This window comes from Pantoea sp. SS70, assembly GCF_029866845.1.
Lineage (GTDB): Bacteria > Pseudomonadota > Gammaproteobacteria > Enterobacterales > Enterobacteriaceae > Pantoea > Pantoea leporis.
In genome coordinates this window covers 557758-576793 of the sequence record NZ_CP117200.1, presented here as the reverse complement: position 1 = coordinate 576793, position 19036 = coordinate 557758, and the positions used below count along the sequence as shown (strand labels likewise).

The 19036-nt window shown below is 51.7% G+C and carries 19 protein-coding genes; 9 read left to right on the top strand and 10 right to left on the bottom strand.

The window, feature by feature from the left end; all coding sequences use genetic code 11:
- Nucleotides 1-17: 17 nt before the first annotated feature.
- The gene (locus PO881_RS22235; RefSeq protein ID WP_137387035.1) at nucleotides 18-1466 is read right to left on the bottom strand and encodes a sugar porter family MFS transporter; all 1449 of its coding nucleotides are present in this window, start codon (nucleotides 1464-1466) and stop codon (nucleotides 18-20) included.
- 242 nt (nucleotides 1467-1708) lie between these two features.
- Between PO881_RS22235 and PO881_RS22230 the strand changes: the two genes are divergently transcribed.
- From PO881_RS22230 to map, 3 genes are all read left to right on the top strand, one after another.
- Entirely contained in the window at nucleotides 1709-1894 is a 186-nt protein-coding gene (locus PO881_RS22230; RefSeq protein WP_101761305.1) for a general stress protein, read from the top strand.
- A 112-nt stretch (nucleotides 1895-2006) separates the two neighbouring features.
- Entirely contained in the window at nucleotides 2007-2249 is a 243-nt protein-coding gene (locus PO881_RS22225; RefSeq protein ID WP_008106304.1) for a ParD-like family protein, read from the top strand.
- Entirely contained in the window at nucleotides 2249-3031 is a 783-nt protein-coding gene (gene map / locus PO881_RS22220) for a type I methionyl aminopeptidase (RefSeq protein WP_101761304.1), read from the top strand. Before PO881_RS22225 ends, map begins: the two co-directional genes overlap by 1 nt.
- 43 nt (nucleotides 3032-3074) lie before the next feature.
- Here the strand turns inward: map and PO881_RS22215 are convergent, their stop codons facing one another.
- Together PO881_RS22215 and PO881_RS22210 are read right to left on the bottom strand one after the other, a co-directional pair.
- Nucleotides 3075-4640, bottom strand: a complete 1566-nt coding sequence (locus PO881_RS22215; RefSeq protein WP_280173029.1) for a methyl-accepting chemotaxis protein — start codon at nucleotides 4638-4640, stop codon at nucleotides 3075-3077.
- A gap of 428 nt (nucleotides 4641-5068) precedes the next feature.
- Complete coding sequence (locus tag PO881_RS22210; RefSeq protein WP_222183016.1) at nucleotides 5069-5563, bottom strand: DUF892 family protein; 495 nt, start codon at nucleotides 5561-5563, stop codon at nucleotides 5069-5071.
- A 425-nt stretch (nucleotides 5564-5988) separates the two neighbouring features.
- Between PO881_RS22210 and PO881_RS22205 the strand changes: the two genes are divergently transcribed.
- Together PO881_RS22205 and uraH are read left to right on the top strand one after the other, a co-directional pair.
- Entirely contained in the window at nucleotides 5989-6192 is a 204-nt protein-coding gene (locus PO881_RS22205) for a general stress protein (protein WP_064740224.1), read from the top strand.
- A gap of 586 nt (nucleotides 6193-6778) precedes the next feature.
- On the top strand, nucleotides 6779-7201 hold the full coding sequence (gene uraH / locus PO881_RS22200) for a hydroxyisourate hydrolase (RefSeq protein WP_280173028.1): 423 nt from the start codon (nucleotides 6779-6781) through the stop codon (nucleotides 7199-7201).
- Between the two features lie 37 nt (nucleotides 7202-7238).
- Here the strand turns inward: uraH and ftrA are convergent, their stop codons facing one another.
- Nucleotides 7239-8243, bottom strand: a complete 1005-nt coding sequence (gene ftrA, locus PO881_RS22195; RefSeq protein ID WP_280173027.1) for a transcriptional regulator FtrA — start codon at nucleotides 8241-8243, stop codon at nucleotides 7239-7241.
- 116 nt (nucleotides 8244-8359) lie between these two features.
- Here ftrA and PO881_RS22190 point away from each other — a divergent pair, with 116 nt between their 5' ends.
- Complete coding sequence (locus tag PO881_RS22190; RefSeq protein ID WP_280173026.1) at nucleotides 8360-9826, top strand: MFS transporter; 1467 nt, start codon at nucleotides 8360-8362, stop codon at nucleotides 9824-9826.
- Here the strand turns inward: PO881_RS22190 and PO881_RS22185 are convergent, their stop codons facing one another.
- The 4 genes from PO881_RS22185 to PO881_RS22170 all read right to left on the bottom strand — a co-directional run bounded on the left by PO881_RS22185 (nucleotide 9827) and on the right by PO881_RS22170 (nucleotide 12084).
- Complete coding sequence (locus PO881_RS22185) at nucleotides 9827-10375, bottom strand: pyridoxamine 5'-phosphate oxidase family protein (RefSeq protein ID WP_280173025.1); 549 nt, start codon at nucleotides 10373-10375, stop codon at nucleotides 9827-9829. It lies immediately after the preceding gene.
- A 28-nt stretch (nucleotides 10376-10403) separates the two neighbouring features.
- Nucleotides 10404-10979 carry a TetR/AcrR family transcriptional regulator gene (locus tag PO881_RS22180; RefSeq protein WP_280173024.1) on the bottom strand — a complete coding sequence of 192 codons (576 nt, stop codon included), beginning with the start codon at nucleotides 10977-10979 and terminating at the stop codon, nucleotides 10404-10406.
- Complete coding sequence (locus PO881_RS22175; protein ID WP_280173023.1) at nucleotides 10976-11569, bottom strand: NAD(P)H-dependent oxidoreductase; 594 nt, start codon at nucleotides 11567-11569, stop codon at nucleotides 10976-10978. The genes PO881_RS22180 and PO881_RS22175 overlap by 4 nt, the downstream gene beginning before the upstream one ends.
- A 62-nt stretch (nucleotides 11570-11631) precedes the next feature.
- On the bottom strand, nucleotides 11632-12084 hold the full coding sequence (locus PO881_RS22170) for a GNAT family N-acetyltransferase (protein WP_280173022.1): 453 nt from the start codon (nucleotides 12082-12084) through the stop codon (nucleotides 11632-11634).
- A gap of 147 nt (nucleotides 12085-12231) precedes the next feature.
- On the opposite strand from PO881_RS22170, the gene eptB reads away from it, so the two are divergent.
- Both eptB and PO881_RS22160 read left to right on the top strand, forming a co-directional pair.
- On the top strand, nucleotides 12232-13899 hold the full coding sequence (gene eptB / locus PO881_RS22165; protein WP_280173021.1) for a kdo(2)-lipid A phosphoethanolamine 7''-transferase: 1668 nt from the start codon (nucleotides 12232-12234) through the stop codon (nucleotides 13897-13899).
- A gap of 24 nt (nucleotides 13900-13923) precedes the next feature.
- Entirely contained in the window at nucleotides 13924-14460 is a 537-nt protein-coding gene (locus PO881_RS22160; protein WP_222184242.1) for a GNAT family N-acetyltransferase, read from the top strand.
- Between the two features lie 2 nt (nucleotides 14461-14462).
- On the opposite strand, the gene PO881_RS22155 is transcribed toward PO881_RS22160, so the two are convergent.
- Nucleotides 14463-15341 carry a LysR family transcriptional regulator gene (locus tag PO881_RS22155; RefSeq protein ID WP_277975241.1) on the bottom strand — a complete coding sequence of 293 codons (879 nt, stop codon included), beginning with the start codon at nucleotides 15339-15341 and terminating at the stop codon, nucleotides 14463-14465.
- 135 nt (nucleotides 15342-15476) lie between these two features.
- Here PO881_RS22155 and PO881_RS22150 point away from each other — a divergent pair, with 135 nt between their 5' ends.
- Nucleotides 15477-16313: an MBL fold metallo-hydrolase gene (locus PO881_RS22150; RefSeq protein WP_280173307.1), complete on the top strand. Its 837-nt coding sequence runs from the start codon at nucleotides 15477-15479 to the stop codon at nucleotides 16311-16313.
- Nucleotides 16314-16333: 20 nt separating this feature from the next.
- On the opposite strand, the gene malT is transcribed toward PO881_RS22150, so the two are convergent.
- Complete coding sequence (gene malT / locus PO881_RS22145; RefSeq protein WP_280173020.1) at nucleotides 16334-19036, bottom strand: HTH-type transcriptional regulator MalT; 2703 nt, start codon at nucleotides 19034-19036, stop codon at nucleotides 16334-16336.

Sequence of the window (19036 nt, the reverse complement as noted above, 5' to 3'; positions counted from 1 at the left end):
GGAATTCTCAAGCGCCGCTACGCGGTTTGCTGATCCTGCTCTTGCTCGCTGAACCGCTCGCGCATCTCATTTTCGATCTGCTCGAGCGATTTGCCTTTGGTCTCCGGCAGCATAGTGATCACGAAGATCAGCGAGCCGACGTTGATGGCAGCAAAGATAAAGAACGCGCCATTGCCGGTGGCGGAGAGCAGCGGCGGGAAGGCAAACGCCACCGCCGCGTTACAGATCCACTGGAACGAAACGGCAGCGCCGGTCAGCACGCCACGCACTTTCATCGGGAACAGCTCCGACATCAGCAACCAGTAAACCGGCGAAATGCACATCTGCATAAAGAACAGGAACACCAGGATCGCTGCCAGCGCGAAGATACTTTGCGTCATGTCCTGTGGCATCAACAGCAGCACGCAGCCGAGTGCCAGCTGCATGGCGATCACTACCGACAAACCGGTCATCAGCATGGTACGACGACCAAAACGTCCCACTGCTTTGATGCCCACCATGGTCGCCAGCACCGAAACAATGCCGTTACCGATGGTCGCCGCAATCGAGGCGTTGGTGCCCATGCCGGTGGTTTTCAGAATCACGGGCGTGTAGTACATAAAGGCATTCACGCCGGTGAACTGGATAACAATGCCGAGCCCCGCGCCCACCAGTAACAAGCGAAGAATCCATTTCTCTTGCAGCAGTTCACGCGCTGACGGCCCCTGACGCGCCGCTTTAGCGTGCTGGCGCATCTCCGTCATCTCCTTTTTCACTTCGCGCGGCGTTTCACGCAGTTTGTGCAGGATACGGCTCGCTTCTTTGATGCGTCCTTCTGCCACCATCCAGTGTGGCGACGCTGGCACAAAGAAGGTGCCGATAAACAGCAACGCGCCAGGAATCATCGCCATCGCCAGCATATAACGCCACAGATGCGGATCGTTAAGCGTGAAACTCATCACCGCGCTGACCACATAAGCCAGCAGCTGACCGGAAACAATCATCAGCTCGTTGCGGCTCACCAGCGGCGCACGCCGTTTTGGCCCGGCAATTTCGGCAATAAACACCGGGACGGTTGAGGAACCGCCACCCACCGCAATCCCCAGCAGAAAACGCATCGCCACCATTACGTGCAGGTTTGGCGCTAAGGCGGTACCAATCGCGCCCAGCACAAAAATCAGCGCCAGAGAACGCAGCGTAATGCGTCGGCCAAAGCGATCGGAGAAATAACCACTGAGGAAAGCACCCAGCGCGGCACCGAAGATCAGGGATGAAGTGACTAAACCTTCAGTGAACGGTGTGAGGTCAAGACCGCCCTGATCAGGTGGCAAGGTCATAAACGGCAAGGCACCTGAGATAATCCCGGTGTCATAACCAAAAGCCAGCGCACCCATTGTCGCTACGAGTACCACAAAGAAGATGCGCTGTTTAACGGTGAGATTACTTAGCGCTGAATCGTCGTCACTGTTTTGCTGCGATGTGTCCATTCCTGTTCCCTGCATATTGAACGCGCCTTGTAGCGCAAAGGTTGAAACCCAAAAGGCAGAAGTATAGTCAGGAATTGTAAAATGTGACGAAGGTCACTATTAATTCGACAAATTTCATCGCGCTTAATGATCATTTTCAATGATCGGCGTTTACGGCCTGGCTTTAACGCAACGGCGAACTAAAATTGCAGCGTGACTAGCTAGTCCTCAAATCTAACGGAACATTGATAAGAGGTCTTCCTATGAACAAACAGAGCTACAGAGGCGGCGCAGGGAATTTTGCTAACGATCCAGAACGTGCGAAAGAAGCTGGCAAGGCGGGAGGCAAAGCCAGTGGAGGCAACTTCAGAAACGATCCTGAACGCGCCGTTGAAGCGGGACGGAAAGGAGGCAAAATAAGTCGTCGTCCTCCAACGAAGTCTGAGTAAGGCGCCTTAGGATTTTGTCCGCCATGGATTGGCTTCACCCCCTTTTTGCATATCCCAGCCTAAAACGGTAACCTATATACATATCACATACGATTCATATATAGGTTGCACCATGGGCATCGTAAAAATCTCTGACTTAATGCATGAGAATCTGCGCATCGCCAGCACGGCGATGAGCCGTTCCATCAACGCGCAGGCGGAACACTGGATGAAGATCGGCATGCTGGCCGAAATTTATCCGTCACTCAATCATCAGGAATTGACGCGCTTGCTGATGCGCGTTGAACGCGACAGCGGCGCGGATTTAGCGCAACTGCTCGACCATCCTTTATTCACCTCGCAGGGAATCGCGTAATGAGCATCAAACTGCACACCGCTGAAGAGATCGAACTGGCGCGTGCCGCCGGACACGCCGCCGCTAAAGTGCTGGAGATCATCACGCCGTACGTTAAACCGGGCGTCACCACCGATCAACTGGACGCGATTTGTCATGATTACGTGGTAAACGAGCTAAAAGTGGTGCCAGCAAATATTGGCTATCACGGTTACAGCAAAACGACCTGTACGTCAGTGAATCACGTGGTGTGCCACGGCATTCCGGGCGAGAAAAAGCTCAAGGATGGCGACATCGTCAACATAGACGTCGGCATCATTAAAGATGGCTGGTACGGCGACACTAGCCGCATGTATTACGTTGGCCAGCCGTCGGTGCGCGCCAAACGTTTGGTGGATATCACCTACGAATCGATGGTGGCAGGTATCAAAGTGGTAAAACCGGGCGCGACCTTAGGCGATATCGGGGCCGCCATTCAGCAGGTCGCGGAAAAAGCCGGTTTCTCGGTGGTGCGCGAATATTGCGGTCACGGCGTTGGCGAGGTGTATCACGGCGATCCGCAGATTCTGCATTACGGCACGCCTGGCACGGGATTGGCGTTACAGGCGGGCATGATTTTCACTATCGAACCGATGATCAATGCGGGTAAAGCCGGCACCAGTGTACTGTCCGATGGCTGGACGGTGGTCACCAAAGACCGCTCGCTGTCAGCGCAGTGGGAACACACCATCGCCGTGACCGAAACCGGCTTTGATTTGTTGACGCCGTGGCCAGAAGGTACTGGCGAATATCCGGCAATTTAAAAAAAGATCCAGAACGCACATGCCGTTCTGGATCACCCGCGCATTAAGCGGTTTGACGCAGCGTAAACACGCTCACGCTATTCACCATATTCGCCGCCTGCTCGCTCAGCATCGCCGACGCCGCCAGCGATTGTTCCACCAGCGACGCATTCTGCTGCGTGGTGATATCAATCTGGCTAATCGCGGTGTTGATTTGGCTGATGCCGTCGGCCTGCTCGCTGCTGGCCTGATTGATCTGCACCAGCAACTCTTTCATCTCAGCCACGTTCGACATCATGCCGTTCATCAATTTATTGGCATCCGTCACCATATCGCGCCCATCGGCAATACGCGTGGACGACTCCTCAATCAAATTACGGATCTCATGCGATGAGGTGGCGGTTTTCTGCGCCAGCGCGCGGACTTCCTGCGCCACCACGGCAAAACCGCGACCATGTTCACCCGCGCGTGCGGCTTCTACCGCAGCATTGAGCGCCAGAATATTGGTCTGGAAAGCAATGGAATCGATCAGGTTGATGATCTCCGCCATGCGGCTGGCAGAATCATTGATTTCGGCCATTTTGCTGGCGACGTTGTCCATCATGCTGGCATTACGTCCTACCGTGGTTTCCGCCTTAGCGGAGAGATCGGCGGCAACGTGGGTATTATTACGCGTGTTGCTAATGGTGGCACTGAACTCCTCCACCGAGGCCGCCGTTTGCTCTACCGAGCTGGCCTGCTCTTCCGTACGCGCCGCGAGATCGTTGGTGCCCGACATGATTTCGCTGGCGCCGCCGGAAATCTGTTCTGCGCTAATGCGAATATGGCTGACAATATCCGACATCTTTTCCTGCATCTGCTGGATGGCGTTAATTAACTGCCCCATTTCATCCTTTCGTTGTTCATGAAAATCAGAACTGAGATCGCCATCCGCCACTCGACCAAGAAAGGCGATCACTTTTTTCAATGGCACCGTAATCGAGCGGATAATAATCCAGCCAATAAATGCTGAAAGTAAAATAGCCACCACAAAAATAATCAGCATGGAAATTTTAGTTTTGCCGTATGACGCCATAAAATTATTATAGGAGCCATCCATTTGCTGCTCTTGCAGGGTAATAAACCCCTCAACCTCATCGATATAATTTCTTTGCGCTGAGGCAAGCGTAGAAAAATAGAAATTCACTGCTTTTGTCACATCACTATTCACTAAATCGAAGAATACATTTCGCTCTTTAAGGAACTCTGCTCGCCTCACTTCCACGCGCTTGAGAAATGCGATTGATTCATCATCGGTAGCCAGCTTATTTAACTGCTTGTAGGTTTCGGTAATTTTCTTTGAGGCATCCTGAAGATTGCTCTGAATCGTTGTCCGGCGTTGCGCATCAATCGGGCTCAGCAGCAGCGCCTGCTGCTGCACCGTTACGTTGATCTCATCAATTAATCGGTTGCCCAATGCAATAGTCGGGTAATCGTCTTTCATCATGCCATTAACGCCGGTTTCCGCTAAGAACAGCGAATTTAATCCGAGTAACGCCACTAAAAGTAGCATCGCGATATTGAGCATAGAGGATATTGTAAGTTTGGTTCGCAACTTTACATTACGTGAAAATCTTTGAACTACGTCCATTTAGAAACCTCAATGATTTTGATTGAAAAGTAGTGAAGACAATAATGTTGTTTTAAAAAACAGAAGAGCTACGGGCGTTAATCGGCAGCATCTCTGCTGTTATCGTCAGCAATTTCATTAACATTAGAGACGATGATTGATAGGGTCACATTTCAAATATCAGACGCGGAGTGTTATTTTGCTGAAATCGATTTCATTGATCAGTTCCATTTACTGATAGGGAATAACATAAAATTCTAAGCCTGGTTTTTTTACTTAATTTAGAATAAAGGTTCTCGCCAGGCTAACAAATAGCAAAGAATGATCCTGATTTTATTATTTGCAGCAATTTGACTAAGGGAAAACAGTTAGTTTCTCTGTAGCGTTTAACCTGCAAGCCAAATTGAGCGGTCAGCAGAGCAAGGCTGCCGACCACTTATAGTTATCCGTCAGACTGCGGCTACCGCGCTATGCAAAATGGCCTCGTTCGCCACGTCCGGCAGCTGATGAAGAAGCCAATCTGCCATCTGGATTTCATGTTGCAGGATCAGCTGGAAAGTCTTAATACCTTTGCTGTCCGCCGCCTGCTGCGCTGCGGCCAGTAATGCGGTGTACGTTGCCACTTTATAGTTACAGAACACGTAGCTGCTCACCGCAATGCGCACGCCCTCTTCATTGCGCAACATATCGCTCGCGGCTTGCCCAACGATCGACAATCGTCCTAACGCGTCTTTCAGCGCTGACCAGTTACTGTCGTAGCGTTTCAAAACGTCTTTCACCCACTGCTGCTGTTCAGCGGTTTGTTGTGCATATTGCTTCATACGTGCCTGCAACAGCGGGAACTCCTCCAGCCGCAGCGTAGCTGCCTGCAGCAAAGGCTCTGCATGTTTTTCCATCGCATGCGCATCGCGCAACCAATCCAGATATACAAATTCCTTGGTCATCAATTTGCTCCGGTAGTGAGAAGAACATCGACAGTTAGCTGCCTGATGGGTATGACATCAGCTCATTTAGGCTAATTGAGCAAAATAAGCGAAGCGTTAATTTAGGCTAAACAAGAAGATTAATTAAACGTAGCAAGCAAGCGTCAAGCTGCAAGTAATGTGCGCAAGAATTGCGATTGAGGTTATAAGTAAATGCGCTTACCGCTTCGCTTATTATCTGGCTAGAGAAGCTTTCTTTTTAATGTTAAAAATCTTAAGCACGTAACTAATGGTAGTTACATTTAGAGAGAAGTGAAAATTTAACTGGAAGTAACATAAGCAAGCCTCTTAGAATTAAGACTTACGAGAAACCCAGGCTTGAAACTGGAAAAAATGGCACTACATTTATTTTGCATTATGTTGGTATTTAAAAAAGAGGAGAACCAATGACGGACGCTAAGAAGCTACCCGATGAGGAAGAAAAAAAGCCGCAACGTCGTGGTGGTGCAGGCAACTTCGCAGAGAACAAGGAACGCGCGGCTGAAGCCGGGCGCAAAGGCGGTCAGGCTAGCAGCGGTAACTTCAAAAACGACCCGGAGCGCGCCATTGAAGCAGGAAGAAAAGGAGGGAAAATCAGCCGACGCAAATAACATTCTTCCCAAAAGAATAAACATCTAACATCATTTTACTTCTGCACAACACTCTCCTGATACTGTATTTACGCTTCGCTTAAATACAGATTTATCCATGTCAGGAGGGTTATTTCCAGCTAAAAATCCGTATAATCGATTATTTCTTGATCAACTTCAATTTATTTACCGCTTCGCTTATCCAGGCTTTACCCTTCGCTTATTAACCACAAAATTACATTTGCAAGCTAATAGTAAATCCCTGACTCAAAATTATATTTGTACAGGCTATTTAAACTGGTACAACTTTTAGAGAAAAATCCTGACAGATGACTCAGAATAATCGGAGGCGGATTAACGTAGCTGCCGCTCACTGATAATTAATTAACCGCCATTTGTACTGAGGGAGTGACAACACCAATCCCCCGCATTCCGTATGCTCGCCCTTCATGGCCACCAGGTTTGCATCAATGCCCGCTAAGATGTCAGCACGTGATCGATTGCTCGTCAGATCTCAGAAATTTCACATTTAGTCTTATCAATTATGATTTTGTTGTTGAAGCATCCAGGATTGCAGCACATTCACCTGCTTAAAAAGGATATTTTAATGAAAACTCTCTTTATCTCAGCCAGCGCCATCCTGATTGCGACCAGCCTGTCAGCGGGAGCAGCACAACCGGCAGCACCAAAAAATCCGCTCAGCGTACATGTTTTGAACCTGCAAACAGGCTCGCCGACAGCGGGTATTGAGGTTGAACTCGATCAGAAACAGAACAATAACTGGGTGAAATTAGCCAGCGGCAAAACCGACAGCAACGGCAGGATTAGCGCGCTGTTCCCGGAAGATAAAACCGCCAGCGCAGGCAGCTATCGCGTGGTGTTTAAAACCGGTGACTATTACAAAATGAACAACCAGAAAACCTTCTTCCCGGAAATTCCGGTCGAGTTCAATATGGAAAGCACCGGCGAGCACTACCATATTCCGCTGCTGTTGAGCCCGTTTGGTTATTCGACTTATCGCGGGAATTAAATGTAAAACGGTCGCCTTTAACGGCGACCCACGGAATCTATTGTGTTACCCCTCTTTCACTAAATGACTTGCGCCAGTTGGTCGGGGTAGTGTTGAGCCGCTGTCTGAAGTGATGACGTAAGGTTTCTGGCGATCCAAATCCCGCCTGTTCAGCAACCTGATCAATGCTCAGCTTGCCGCTCTCCAGCAGTGCGCAAGCTTTTTCCAGCCGCACGCTCAACATCCACTCTCCCGGCGTGGTGCCGGTGGCGTCATGGAAACGGCGTAAAAAGGTGCGGCGGCTCATGCCAGCTTGCCTGGCGAGTTGATCAATCACCAGCGGCGCATTGAGGTGATTACGCAAATCATCGAGTAACGGCGAAAGATTTTTTGCCGCACGCTGCGGCACCGGCTGCTGAACCAACTGCGCCTGATTGCCTTCGCGCAGCGGCGGCGTCACCATGCGGCGCGCGGTGCGGTTTGCCACTTCAATACCATAATCACGGCGGATCAGATGCAGGCACAAATCCACGCCCGCTGCGCCACCCGCTGACGTAATGATGCTGCCCTCATCAACATAAATCATACCGTGCTCAACCTGCACCTGCGGGAAGCGTTGCGCCAGAATCTCGGTGCTGTTCCAGTGTGCGGTCGCGCGCTTACCATTTAGCAATCCGGCAGCGCCCAACACGAAACTGCCTGCACAGATCGAAACAATACGCGTGCCGTTGCGATGGGCTTTTTGTAACGCGGCGATAAGTTGATCCGATGCCGGTTCATGTACGCTGCGCCAGCCGGGAATCACGATAGTGCCCGCCTCTTCCAGCAGCTCAAGTCCGCCGTCGACCACCAGCCGCACGCCACCTTGCGCGCCGAATACGCCCTCTTCCACCGACGCCACGCTCAAATCGTATAAAGGCTGGCCGAACACTTCGTCGGCACGCCCGAAAGCCTCAACGGCGATGCCGAACTCAAAGGTACACAGACATTCATACGCCAGCAAAACCAGTCGGCGGTTGAACGGTGCAGGCGAATGGCCATGAAGCGGAGCAATCATTTGCATTAAAGGTCACCGGAGAAATTGGCACGATCTTGACGATATATGGCATGCAGGCAGATTTCCACTCGCACGCCAATCTTTCATGCTGGCACGCTCTTAACGTATCGCAGGGATTGAGTATGAAGAACATGTTGGCGCTGATGGCGGTTTGTCTGGCCGCATTGATGTCGGGACTGGAGATATCCAGCGTACCGGTGATTTTGCCGGTGCTGGAAAGGGAGATGCACGCCAGCTTCCGCGAATTGCAGTGGATCATGAACGCCTATACGCTGGCCTGCACCGCGGTGTTAATGGCAACCGGCACGCTGGCCGACACTTATGGACGCAAGCGCATCTTCATCATCAGCATTATCGCCTTCGGCGTGACATCGGTGATGTGCGGACTGGCGGGCAATGCGCTGTGGCTGATTGTCGGACGTTTGCTGCAAGGATTAAGCGGTGGCGCGATGTTAACCTGCCTGATTGCTATTCTGTCGTTCCAGTTTCCGCAGGGCAAAGCGCGCAGCCGTGCGTTCGCCGCGTGGGGCATTACCTTTGGCTTTGGGCTGGGATTCGGGCCGATCATCGGCGGCATACTGGTCGCCTGGTTTAGCTGGCAATGGGTGTTTCTGGTACACGGATTTATCGCGCTGCTGACGCTGATCCTCGCGCTGAAAAATGTGGTGGAATCGCGCGATGCTGAAGCCCAAAAGCTCGATCTCAGCGGCCTGATTACCTTATCGCTCAGCGTGGTAGGCGCCACCTATCTCATTACGCAGGGCAGCAGCCTCGGCTGGAACAGCGTCGCGGCACAACTGATTTTGCTGGTTACACTATTGAGCGCGCTGCTGTTTGTATGGATTGAGAAGCGCCATCCACATCCGATGTTTGATTTCTCCGTGTTCCGTATCCGCGCCTTTTCCGGGGCATTGATGGGCTCGATTGGCATGAACTTCAGCTTCTGGCCGCTGATGATTTATTTGCCGGTCTATTATCAAAGCGGCCTTGGCTACAGCAGCATGGCAACCGGTTTGGCGCTGCTGGCTTACACTTTACCAACCTTACTAATGCCGCCGCTGGGCGAGAAACTGGTGGTGCGCTTTGGCGCGGCGAGCATGATTCCGCTGGGATTATTCACCATCGGCGCGGGCTTTATGTTGATGAAGTTCGCCGTGGCGCAGCAGATGAGTTTACTGCCGGGCGCGCTGCTCGCTGGAATGGCGCTCGGATTGACCAACACGCCAGTGACCAACACCACAACCGGATCGGTGCCGGGTAATCGCGTTGGCATGGCGTCGGGGATTGATATCAGCGCGCGCCTGATTACACTTGCCATCAATATCGCGCTGATGGGCAGTTTGCTGGTGGCGGGCATTGCGGCGAGTTTGCAACGCATTATGCCGGGACAAAGTGATTTGCATACGCTGGCCGAGCGCATCGCCGGCGGCGGCGAGGTTTCATTGAACCACGATATTGCCGCGCAGGTGCTCACCGACGGTTTTTCCGACGTGCTGTTGTATGGCGCGGCGGGCGTTTGGGGATTGGCGCTGGCAAGTTTTCTGCTGTTTAACGTTCGTCGCAAGGCGCAGCAACAATGCACGCCTTAGTTACGGATGCACCCTTTTGCTGCTGACTAGCGCGCCGTCGTCGGTGTAATTCAGCAACGCTCTTTGATTATCTTCCCGCGCCAGCAGGCACCAATCCAGTTGGGTAATTCGGATTAGCAACACGCCAAAATTATCCTCGGCGTTAGCGACATCATTGGATTGGTGGTCAATGTCACTTCCCGGCGCAGCGCCAGCATAGGTTTGCTGCGTCCGGCGCGATAATCGTTGCCACGCCGCTTCAGCTACTGCGCTGTGCGCGGCGTGCAGCTCGACCGTTCCCTGCAACCGCAGCTGCGTTTTTGCGCTGTATCCCAGAACCGTAACGTCTGGATTAACCGCCAGCGCCTGCCATTTCGGGCTGCGCATATCGGTGTGCAACTCCAGCGTGCGTTTGACGCGGTCAACCGCGCGCAGCACCAGCGTCCTTGCCTGCGGCTTGCCTTGTTGATCAACCGACGCGAGCGTTAAGAAGTGAAAACCGGCATCGGGATCGCTTGCGCCGGTTTCCAGTTGTTGCCAGCAATCGCTATCAATCTCGCGTAATGACATCTGTTGTTCCTGTTGGCTGGATAAAAGGTTACTGGTGACGTTCCACCAGCGCCAGAATCAGCGCCTGAAGTTCGGCTAATCCTTGCTGCTGGCTGATGTCACCGCACACCACCGCATTGGAAATCGCATCGGCGGCGCCTAACATTCCCCACATGCTGGCTTGCGGCAACGTTGCCTCCGCAAACCAGCTGCGAAATTTTTCAATGAAATCGAGCTGATATTTGCGTTTCACTTCCGCCAGTTCCGGCGTGCTATCAAGCGCCGACAGCACATCGGGAATTTCACGTCCCTGCGTTAACACGCAATCGACGTAACTCGACGCCACCACGTTTGCTCGCTCGGCAAGGCTGGCACCGGCAGCATGCATCGCCGCCTCGATAATCGCGTTCTGGCGCAGATCAAAATCTTCATACAGCGCCGCGAGCAGACCGTGGCGCGTACCAAAATGATCGTAGACCACCGGTTTACTGACGCCCGCTTCTTCCGCCACGCGTCCTAACGTCAGCGCATCGCTGCCCTGCTCGCGCACCAGATTCCACGCCACGCCAATTAGTTGCTGACGACGTGCCTGATGTGACATGCGCTGGCGAGTGGGTTGATTCATGCCATTTCCTTCACGTGAAAAAGTCGCTGTCCGAGTTGGTTTGCCAGCGTGTAATGCGCGTCGGGATAATGTTCATCGGTTGGCAGCAGCAATTCGCTGGTCACCACCGGCGCGCCGCAATAGCCAAAAATCCCCTCATCGATCTGCGTGCGCATGCTGCTGAAATAGCCCCGACGCACATAGGTGCGCTGGCTCGCCGCGCCCAGCGCCAGCAAATGCACCTGCAAATGGCCGAGCTTTTTCACCACAGTTTGGCCATCATCATCGTACGCCCAACCTTGGGTGAAAACGCGATCGATCCAGCCTTTCAGCTGCGCCGGAAACGACCACCAATAGATGGGATAAACCAGAATCAATGCATCGGCGCGATCCAGACGTTGCTGTTCGGCCACAACATCGGCAGGCGACGGCGCGCCACTTTTGAACTGATCGAAATCGGCCTGATTGAAGCGCGGATCGAACTTCTCCGCCGCCAGATCGGCAATTTCATAGCTGTGGCCACCAGCAGCGATTCCTTGTGCCACCTGCGAGACGATGTGGTGCGTGTGTGAATGTTGGTCCGGATGAGCAGTAACGATCAGAGCATGCATAGCGACAACCTCCGTGATGAGTAAGCTACTAGTAGTAACTTACTATTGGTAGGTTGTCAAACTCACAGCGTTTTAGCAAAACAGATCGATTCGTTTCTTCCGACGTAAGGTTCGTAGTTCTGGATTTGCGCGTAGCCGCAACGGTGATAAAAAGCCACGGCACGGCTATTGATTACGCGGGTCGATAGCCGGATTTCGCGATATCCCATACTTTTGGCCCGTGTTTCCAGATACTCCAGCAGCGCAGCGCCAACGCCCGGCACGCTACGATCGGAGTACATACGTTTTACTTCAGCAATGTGTTTTGCAAGTGGTCTCATTGCTCCGCAGCCCACGGCATTGCCCGCTTCATCTCTGGCCAGCACCCACAAAGAATGCTCATTGTTGAGCTCCTGAGCGTTGAAATGACTTTTGCCGTTATCGCCGGTTATGACGGCGAGTTCGGCTGATAACTTCTCTACCAGTAATTGGGATTCTGATGAGTGGGGATCGGCTTGCTGGATTTTAATGTTCATGAAAAGCGTCAGCTCCTGATTTTGTTACAATATAACATACTTTAAGCTTAGCAACAGTTGAACTCCTTCCCCAAATCCACCCTCTCACTTAAGGTTGTCAATTTTCAGGCAAGTGATTGAGTTGTTTATTATAAGAACGGGGAACACATGTTTATAAAGGGTTGGGTTAAACAGTTTTATCTACCGGCGTTTATTTCGCTCTATATCGGCGTACTGCTTAACATTCCGATTTTTATCCGGCGCTATACGCAACTGCAGTTTGATAATACCCTTTCATTAATGACTGAGGTCATCGCTGCATTTTGTTTGGTGATGCTGTTAACGTTGTTAACCTCATTAACCGGAAAATATCTGTCGCGCGTATTGATGACCATGCTGGTGATTTTCTCCAGCGCGGCCAGTTATTACATGATTTTCTTTAATATTGATATTGGTTATGGAATCATCGCCGCCGTTTTAGCCACCGATTCACTGGATCTTTCTAAGGAATCGGTGGGTTGGCACTTTGTGCTGTGGATGGTAATTATCAACGTCATTCCGCTGTGGCTAATCTGGCGCGGAATGCGCAGTAAACCCGTTTCAAATATCAGCAAAAAGCGTTATTGGTCTTATAAAACTATCGCCATTGTGATTGCCGCATTGGGTTGCTGGTTACCGTTGAATTTAATGGGCAAGATGCAGGATGAACAGGACAAGAAAAATAACCGCATGATGGCCAGCTACGGCGGCATTGTTGCCGGCACTTATTCACCGTCTAACTGGTTATCAGGCGTTGGCTTGCTGGCATACAGTTCATTCAGTCAGGCTGAAGACAACCGTAATCTATACGATCCCGCAGAACACTTTAAATACGTCCCACCGAAAAATGCCGATAACTTGTATATCGTGTTTGTGATTGGTGAAAGTGCCCGCCGCGATCATATGGGTTTATACGGTTACGATCGCGACAACACACCTTATCTCGATCACGAGAAAAACCTCGTTCACTTGCAGGGTTATTCCTGTGATACCTCAACCAAGCTCTCGCTGCGCTGTATGTTTGTCAGAGAAGGCGGTGCCTCAGAAGCTCCGCAGCGCACCCTGAAAGAGATGAATGTTTTCACAGTGATGAAGAAGCAAGGTTTCTCGGAAGATCTCTATTCCATGCAGAGCGAAGCCTGGTTCTATAACAAAGTCATGGCCGACAGTTACTCAATGCGCGAATCTATTCAGGCGGAGAAGCGTAATGTCGGTAAGCCGGTGGATGATATGGCGTTAATTAATGAATTGCAGGACTCCATTCAGCGCCATCCTCAGGGTAAACATATTGTGATTCTTCACACCAAAGGTTCACATTATATGTATACCGAACGCTATCCACGGGCATTCGCGCGTTACACACCGGAGTGTCAGGGCATTGATGATGCCTGTAACACGCAGGAGATGATCAACTCTTACGATAATAGTCTTTTGTACACTGATTATTTCCTTAAGCAGACTTTCGATAGCCTGAAAGATAAAAATGCCATCGTGTTTTATGCCTCCGATCACGGAGAATCGATTTCCGACAATCTGCATTTCCACGGCACGCCACGCGATCATGCGCAGATGGCGCAGCGCACGGTGCCGATTATGGTGTGGGCATCCGATAAGTTTTTGAGTGACAGTAATAACAAAGCGTCATTTGCCAAACTGCAGCAATTGCAGAACGACAAAACGCCGGTATTCCATGAGAAGTTATTCGACTCGATATTAGGCTGCGCTGGCTTTACCTCACCGGATGGCGGAATTAATTCAATGCGAAACTGGTGCGATCATTCTACTCTTCAGAAGTAAAGTGACGTTTCTTAGGGAGGAACTATGACGCCAGAAATCAAAACGCAACGATTAATCCTGAAGCCCCTGGAAAGCGGTGATGGGCAGGCGATGCAAATCGCCTTTCCGCGCTGGGAGATAGTGCGTTATCTCAATGCTGCCGTGCCCTGGCCTTATCCTGAAGGTGCCGCACAGAATTACGTTGATAACGTGGTGTTGCCCGCCGTTAAGGAAGGTCGAGGTTGGTGCTGGAGTATCAGACGTCAGGAGAAGCCTGAGGAATTGATTGGTCTGATCGAACTGCGCGATGCAGAAAATGATAACCGCGGATTTTGGCTGGTACCTGAGTGGCAGCAACGTGGCTATATGAGTGAAGCCTGCAACGCCGTGAATGATTTCTGGTTTAAAACGCTGGGTCGCGAAGTATTACGTGTGCCAAAAGCGGCGGTGAATACAGGCTCAGTGAAGATCTCACGTAAATCCGGCATGCGTCTGATTGAAACTGGCAAAAAAGAGTATGTCGCGGGTGTTCTCGATTATGAATTGTGGGAATTGACCCGCGAAGAGTGGCTATCACATTAACATCAAGAGGGAACGTGTTCCCTCAGTGCCGTCAGTAAGCGGCTGACCAGCGGTTTGGCCTCATTTCTCCGCCATACCGCATAGAGATTCACATACAGCGCCAGCCAGGGGACTTCAACAACAATGACCGACGACGAAGCAAGCCGCGCAAGACTTCGCTGAATAAAGGTAAATCCCAGCCCTGCTTCAACACAGGAGAGCGCCGCCAGTGGTCCGCTAACCTCAAGCCGAATATCAGGCGTAAACCCACTCCCTTCACACACCTCAAGCAAGCGGTTGGACACTGCCGTGTTTAGACTTTGCTTATCGGCGATCCAGCGCTTCATGTGTAACTGCTCAGGTTTGGGATCCCTAATTGCCTGTTCTATTGGCATAGCCAGCACCACCGGCTCAACTAACACGCTTTGAAAGGCAAAACAGTCATCCTCTTCCGGCTCGTTATAAACCAGTGCCAGATCCAGCGCATGATTCGCTAGCGCATCGATTTGTGCCTGTGAGCGTAAGGCATGGAGCTGTATATCAACTTTTGACGAGCAATTTAACCGGGCAAGGCTTTCAGGAAGCAGAAGTGAGTGAATGGCCGCTTCGACATAGCCAATATCAAGCCTGCCCGACTGACCATTCTTCAAACTTTTACCCAGTCCATTCAGACGATCATGGTGCAAAAGCAATGCCTTCACTTCTGTCAGGAACTGCTTGCCCTCGGCGCTGAGATAGAGGCGTTTCTTTTCCCGATGAAAAAGTGCCACACCTAACTCATCTTCCAGTTGCTGAATTTGGCGGCTCAAAGGGGATGCTGAAATATGCAATTTCTCAGCTGCCTGACCGATGTGCTCGAGTTCGGCGACGAGAGCAAAAGAGCGCAATAACTTAATGTCCATAACTTTTCCGGTCACAACTCAGTCGAGAATGATGATAGCCACACAATAAATATTGCCGCAACATCTTAAGTAATGCGACGTTTAATTAAGCAAACAAAGTCATCTTCTATTTTAATATCTACATTTGACGAGGTAATTTTGACGAACGTATTCAGCACAAGGAATATCGGCAATTATAAGGTCACTGCGCTTAGTGATGGCGTGATGAAAGCCAGCCTGAGTCTGTTATCTGGAATAGAACCTGAAGCAGCGGTAAATATACAGCAACAAGCCGGAATAAAAGCAGCGGATGATATCCAAATTAATAGCTATCTCATCCGTGGAGCGGGACGAATAATATTGATCGATTCGGGTATGGGAAACCTCAATCATATCGGTGGAGAATTAAGACGAAACCTCCTTTTATCCGGCATCATGCCTGACGAGGTTGATACTGTGTTGTTGACCCACGCGCATCCCGATCATATTGGCGGTCTGCTGGGTGAGAATGGGCGACCCGCTTACCGAAATGCAGCACTCTACATTAGCAAAGCAGAAGCAAACTTCTGGCTGGATAATGAAAAATTAACTAGCCTGAGTGAACGCGCACTGATGAATGGTTCGCTGTTTCGTCGCACGTTCGAAGCTTATTCAACTGTTCGATTTACGGAAGAAACAGCGATTGCTGAAGATATCACCGCAGTCAGTCTACCGGGACATACGCCTGGTCACAGCGGCTACCTGATAGATTCCCGCGATGAAAAATTACTGATTTGGGGTGATATTACGCATTATCCGCATATTCAAATTGCCCATCCGCAAGTTTCAATCGCCTTTGATTACGATCCTGACCAGGCAGAGCAAACACGAAGAGCAATTCTTGAGCGCGCTTCACGAGAAAACCTATTGATTGCAGGTATGCACTTGGGCGTGTCTGGGTTTGCCTATATCCGCTCCCCTTCAGAGGGACATTATTTTCTGGAATATGTCTGAACCGCGAGCCGGTGTCCGCCTTAAACATACCCCATCATCCGCAGCATCGACTGCGCTTGATTCATCGCTTCCGCGCGGTGCGTTACGCCCAATTTTTGGTACAGATTGCGGATATGCGTTTTGATGGTAGTAGCAGCGACATCCAGCTCGCCAGCAATTTGGTCGTTGCTGTATCCTGAATAGATCAGCCCCAAAACCTGCCATTCGCGTTGGGTTAGCGGGCTGGTGCGAATCAGTTCCGGCACATCGGGATGATTAATCAGGCGGCTAACAAAGCCCTCGTCAAAATGGGCAAACTTATGGCGATGATATTTATTAATCTCGCTGAGAATGCGTCTGGCGCGATGATTATCGAGTTCATCCAGCGTGTTGAGCTGAATCAGCTGACGCAGCTGCTGCGCCATCGCTTCACCTTCAATCACAAAATGGCTGACGAAACCGGTGCTACGCGCCAGTTTTAATGCTTCGGTCAGCGCCTGCTGCGCTTCCGCTTTGCGCTGGGTTTGCCAGTAAATTTGATTTAACAGCAGCAGATTGCGATTCATATCGCTCATCAGGTTGAGCGCGCGCGCATTGTCATTCAGCTCATCCAGCACCACTTCGGCCTGGCTCATATTTCCCAGCAGAATCTGCGCACGCGCGACATTGCGCCACTGCCCTTGCAGGAAGTGATTGTTGGCAAACTCTGGTTTCACCGTCTGGCGCATCCAGCTACTGGCGCTTTGGCTGTCGCTGGTCATCTGCCAAAAAATCACCCTCACCTTATCGGCATTGGCGATCCAGTCGCTATGCAGCGATCCGTTGTTAAGCAGATTCTCCAGCCGACTCAAGTGACTGCGCGCATTATCGAGATTGCCGCGCGCCAGCGAACACTGCACCAGCAAACCGAGGCACTGAATCTGCTGCTGCGGCTGATAGCCTTTCAGCACTTTTATCCCTTCGCGCGCCGCCTGTTCTGCTTCGTCGAGTCGGCCCCACGCCCACAACAGTTGCGCGCGAATTCGCAGCAGGAATTCATGCATCGGGAACTGCGTCAGATGCTGCTCTTTCACCAGCACAAATGCCCGCTCCTGTATCTCATATGCGGACTGTAAAAACCCCTGCGCAAAGAGAATCTCACTCTGCTGAATCAGGCTCCACAACGCGTAATTCCACGCTTCCTCGCGGCGCGCCATCTGCTCGGTCTGGCGCATCAGCTTCAGCGAATTGCTCAGCTCGCCTTTGCAGTGCATCACTTCGCCCAACACCGACGTCGCCACGATGCAGCTGTATTGACGGCTTTCCGGCAGCGCATCGAGCGCCAGCAACGCCAGCCGCTCGGCTTCTTCAGCGTTACCGTCATTTATCGAAACCTGTGCCAGCAGCGCGTTGAATTCGCCGCGCAGCACATCATCAATCTGTTCGCTGCAGGAGTGCTCAAAGCGCGTGAGCAAACTGCTCACCTCGGAAAACCGGTGCTGGCTTTGCATCAGCCACGCCTGTAACAGCACTAACTTTGGATTTTCCAGCAGAATTTCCCACGGCAGCGCCTTGAGAGAATCTTCCAGTAGCGTGAGTTCGCTCTGATTAAACAGCGTCCAGGCGTATTGCAGCAGCACGTCGCGCAGCATCAACGCATCACCAGCCGCCAGCGCATGATGGATTGCTTCGCCAGGGAAACCCAGCCGCATCCAGCTTTCAGCCGCTGCGCGATGCAGCGCAGGTAATTCCGCCGCCAGTTCCCACTGACAGCGCTGACGCAAAAAACTGCCAAACAGCGGATGATAGCTAAACCACTCGCCCGAGTTATCCATGCGCTGCAAAAACAGGCCCTGACGTTCAATCTCTTCCAGCCGCATCTGCCCTTGTTCTTCGCCGGTTACGCAGGCGATTAGCGTATCGTTCATCGATCGCAGCAGCGCGCTTTTCAGTAAGAAATGTCGTGTGGCGCTATCCACGTTATTCAGCACCTCCTCAACCAGATAATCCGCCAGATGGCTGGCGTTAATGCCGGAAAGACGGCGCGCGGAATCCTGAGCGGAGCTGGCGCCCTGACGCGTCGAGAGCGCGATCAGCTGCAGCGCCGTCGCCCAACCCGCCACGTCATCGCACAGACGCCCGCTCTCTTCCGATTCCAGCGGCGTTTTCAGGCGGCAATCAAAAAACTGTTTGGCTTCGTGATGGGTAAACGCCAGCTGCTGGCTGCCTAACTCAATCAGCTGTTCGCGCACGCGCAGGTTGGCAATGCCGAGCTGCGGCAAATTACGTGACAGCAAAATCAGCGTCACATTTTCCGGCTGATTGCGGAGAAAGAAGCGCATCGCGTCGTGAATCGCGGGATTAGTGATGTGATGGTAATCATCGATGATCAGCCAAATCGGTTGCTGCCACGCCGCCAGCTCACTGAACAACTGGGCGAATAGCGCGTTCAGATTGATGTACTGCCGTTTCTGCGCCAGCGCTTCGCTGGAGGCGCAGCCGCCCTGCGTTGCCTGCTGCAGCGCTGCGATGAGGTAATCGACGAAGCGTTCAGGCTGATTGTCGCCCTCATCCAGTGAATACCAGCCCAGATTGGCTTTCCCCGCCGCCCATTGGGAGATCAGCGTGGTTTTGCCATATCCCGCCGGACTGGTCACCAATACCAAACGGTAATTGCCCGCCGCGCCAAGTTTTTGCATCAGGCGCTCGCGCGCAACCGTGTTCTCAAGGCGGACCGGTCGGCTAAGTTTGGAGGGTATTAACAT